3 protein-coding genes are annotated in these 3826 nt (G+C 42.6%); 1 reads left to right on the forward strand and 2 read right to left on the reverse strand.

Features of this window, described 5'->3' with window-relative positions; genetic code table 11:
* Both A3761_RS18675 and A3761_RS18680 read right to left on the reverse strand, forming a co-directional pair.
* The coding region (locus A3761_RS18675) for a YfaZ family outer membrane protein (protein ID WP_068750675.1) at nucleotides 1–459 on the reverse strand (459 nt) is incomplete at its 3' end.
* 77 nt (nucleotides 460–536) lie between these two features.
* A complete protein-coding gene (locus A3761_RS18680) occupies nucleotides 537–1544 on the reverse strand; it encodes a DUF3187 family protein (protein ID WP_068637670.1) in 1008 nt (335 codons plus the stop codon).
* A 175-nt stretch (nucleotides 1545–1719) separates the two neighbouring features.
* Here A3761_RS18680 and A3761_RS18685 point away from each other — a divergent pair.
* Nucleotides 1720–3826 (forward strand): histidine kinase dimerization/phospho-acceptor domain-containing protein (locus A3761_RS18685; RefSeq protein WP_068750677.1); only part of this gene is annotated, 2107 nt, incomplete at its 3' end.

Raw genomic sequence — 3826 nt, forward strand, 5'->3', positions numbered from 1 at the left:
ACGACTGAACTCGTCAGAGTCTCCAAAAGATAGTACCTTGGGCGCATAATGTAGATCTGTTTCAAATGATAAGCCAGGTGCGCTTGGTAGGTTTAGCCTTAGTGAACCGCCAATTCCAACAGCAGTACCTTTGAAATCCTCGATTTTAAAAAAGTTACTTTCAAATCCAATAGCAACTGTTGCTGGCATATTACCGATAACGGTTTGTCCTTTTGCATGTAGGTCAACGTTTAGAATATTGGTTGTGTAATCGTCATCTTTATAGAAGTACCCCATGCCAAACCTTGCCTTAGACCGGCTATTATCTTTAGTATAGTTTCCGTGAACCGCGTCATTGCTGAGTCTGAGATCAATCTCATCAGCATGGGCTGTGGGTGTAGATAGTACAAGTGTATATCCGATCAACCCGATAAATGATAATAAGCCAGGGTTTAACTTTCCTTTTTTAAAGCATTGCATTGGTTTTCAAGTTCCTTGTTAGTCAATTCTTTACTTGGTAATTAAGTTCTTAACACCGAAAGTTTCTAAGGTGAGTTTTAAAGTCTAATTCTTAGGCTTGTCTTAAGGATCACATCTGGTACGGATCGTGGCCTAATGTCTTCAGCAATCATCAGATTTATTGATATATCCTGACTGAAACGGTGTGCGCTTTCAAAGGATATTTGCAGCGGTACCCAGCCAAGTTCACGTAGCTCTGTTTTGAACAAGGGGGAGTGAGTATCAATCTGACTTTTTAACTGCCAATTAGGACTAATTAGCCACGCGAACCCTGCGCGAAAAGAAAGGTTTACAGGATGCTGCTCAAGAATCTTAAGTTGCTCTGACTTTCCTATATAGCCAAGACCAGTACCGTACCATAAAGAAAGCTTTGTTTGTTCAAAAAAATTGCGCCTTTTGAACCACTCAGGGTTCTGCTGGGTGATGCTAAAATTTATGTCGAAGGCTTCACTGCCTGTTTGATTCGTGTAGTTGCCAGTGGGAATTTTAAGTGTAGCGTTGTATTGAGTATCGGAGATTTCTTTCATTTTCCATGCGAATGAAACCTCGGTGTCACCCCATGAAGACGCTTCCCGCTGAAAAGATAATACCTGCTGATTTTCAGAATAGAGTGTCCAGTTGAACCTATCGTGTTGCTTATCGGAGCGGCCATTTTGTGGAAGTGCTAATGCATCATGGAAGTGGAAAATAAATCGATCACCTAAACCGCCGCCATGTTTTATCCAGGACGCGTCTACCAGAATGCGAAGCTGTTGAGAATATTGGTATGAAACTGTGTTTCTAAATCTCCAGGTTTCTCCGTCTATGCGAAAATAGTCGCCATTTTTATCTGTAGTGCTGATGTAATTGGTGAGCGAAGCGTCTGATTGTAAATGAATCGATCCGATTTGCTCATTTGGGTAAAAGCTAGCTCTTGGGAGAGAGAAAAGCATAGCAATAGGGCTGTTGTTTCGAGCGTCTATTGTCTCGCTATTATAGGTTTGTGCAGCTTGTAATTGAGAGCTAAAAAGCACGATGTAGCAAAGGGTAGTAAGTATAGAGCGCATTAGCTTATGAAAATTAGTTAAATTAGAGTTCTAGGCTACCACGGTAAGCAATTTGCCACGAATTACCTTTGATTAAGAATTCTCGTTTTACATTTGCCATTGAACAGTACTACACGCCACGTAAGAATTTTGCTAGTGTTGCACAAGTTTTCACATCCCCTTCAGGAGATTTCATTTGCGCTTAACTAATACGCTAAAACAGCTAAAGAAAGCCCCCTTGCTTAAGCGTATTTGCTTATATAGCTTTTTGTTTAGCATATTGTTATCGCTTGGTATTGTTTTTACGAAAGGGGTTTACTCTTACCAAATGCAAGTTGATTCAATCAATGAGTGTTTAGATCATTTACTGTCTTCTAATCTTGACCCGATAAGTGAAGCTGTTTGGCGCGCAAACGATCAAAAGGTCGAAGCGATACTAATTGCGATGCTGGATGATTGTCATTTGCATATTTCTGGGAAAGAAACCAGAAAGTATACGCTCAGCTATGATGACGGTCGTACTATAACGGTTGGAAGTATTGGGGCCTCTGCCCGCATCGAGCAATCTGTCTATCCAATTAGTTATTGGAAGGGAGGGGAGGCTCAAGCCTACTGGTTAGGAGAGCTGGCTGTCGTCCAGAGTTTAGATGGGGTCATTGAAGAGGTTTCTAGGGAAGGACTGACTAGCTTTTTATTGTATGTGCTGGTTGTCGCTTGTTGCTCGCTAACGAGTGTTTTGCTTGGATATCAGATTGTTGTTAGGCGCTTGCGTCAGTTTATGATTGACCTGAAAAACCAGAATGTAGATGAGTCTATGAAGAGGCTTTCTTCATTAGAGGATACTGAGGTCTCTGAACTGTGGTTATCGATTCTAGAGTATAAGCAGGAGATGGAAGAGCGTCTGTATAAGTCTGAGGCTCGTTTAACGTTGTCGCAGAAGGAGTTAGAAGCAGCACGCAAGAACAGCGAGACGAAAAGCTTGTTTCTAGCAAAAATGAGCCATGAGTTGCGAACGCCAATGAACGGGTTGCTAGGTTTCACTTCGTTATTGCTGGAATCGAAGTTGGAAGATGAACAGCGTGAGTATGCTCAAACTATTCAGGTGTCTTTAGAGTCATTGTTGTACGTTGTAAATGATGTCTTGGACCTTTCCAGAATCGAGTCGGGCGATCTTATGATTACGACGATACCGTTCAATTTAAGAGGGGTGTTATCCGGTGTTACTATTCTTTTGAAAAACAGGGCTGAGTCAAAGGGCCTTGTGTTCGAGAGCCGAATTAGCCCCGATATTCCACAGACTTTACGAGGAGACCCTGTACGAATACGACAAGTATTGATGAACCTAGTTGCTAACGCGATCCAGCACACTGAGAAGGGTCACGTTTTTATTAATGTTGATCTTTTGTCTCAAAAGAATTCTCGAGCGGCCATTCGTTTGTCAATTGAAGATAGTGGTAGTAAGCCTATACAGAGGCTTAATAAGCGGGTTGATGTTGCTGATATAGGTTTTTCTTCGGAACTGAGGGAAAAGCGTAGCTTGGGCCTGGATATTTGCTACCAGTTAGTTGATCTCATGGGTAGTACATTGCTGAACGAATCAAAAGAAGATGATGGGTCTACTTATTGGTTCGAGTTGAACTTGCCGGTAGTTCGTGGCGATAACTCCAGAGAGTTGTTGGATTTGTCCTTGCTGAAAACGCTCAAAGTACTGGTGATCGATTCGTATGAGCTTAGTCGTAAAATTACACTTGAACTCTTAAGCGAGTGGGGGATTCAGTTCGAGGCGGTGGGGACTGCTGCAGAAGCGATAAAAGCCTTGCATTCTTATGCTGGAAGTGAAGAGCAGTTCAACATGATCTTGTGTGATGACATCTTACAGGATTTGTCGGGTGTAGAAGCTTGTCAGATGATTCGCCAGTCTATCGTTGATCCTGTGCAGATCGTTGTTTTATGTTCAAATCCACAGTTGGGTGATGCGGAAGGCTTCTTTTTGGCAGGAGCTAGTGGCTTTTTGAGTAAGCAGTTCCGTGACCCGTTTTTGAGGGGAGTTATGTGTCAGGCCTATGCTGAGCGATTCCGTCAGGGAAGTGAGCGTCGCTTGGTGACGCGATATACCGTGAGTGATGCTGAAGAAAGTTCGGACCCCGAAGTTATAGATCTACAGGACCAAACCAAGTCCAATATATTAATTGTCGAAGATAACATTGTTAACCAGCAGCTTGTTATGCGTATGCTGGAGCGTAATGGCTGCCAGGTAGACCTGGCGGTAAATGGGTTTGAGGCAATTGAGCTATTTAAGAAGA

The sequence above is a fragment of the Oleiphilus sp. HI0123 genome (assembly GCF_001635315.1).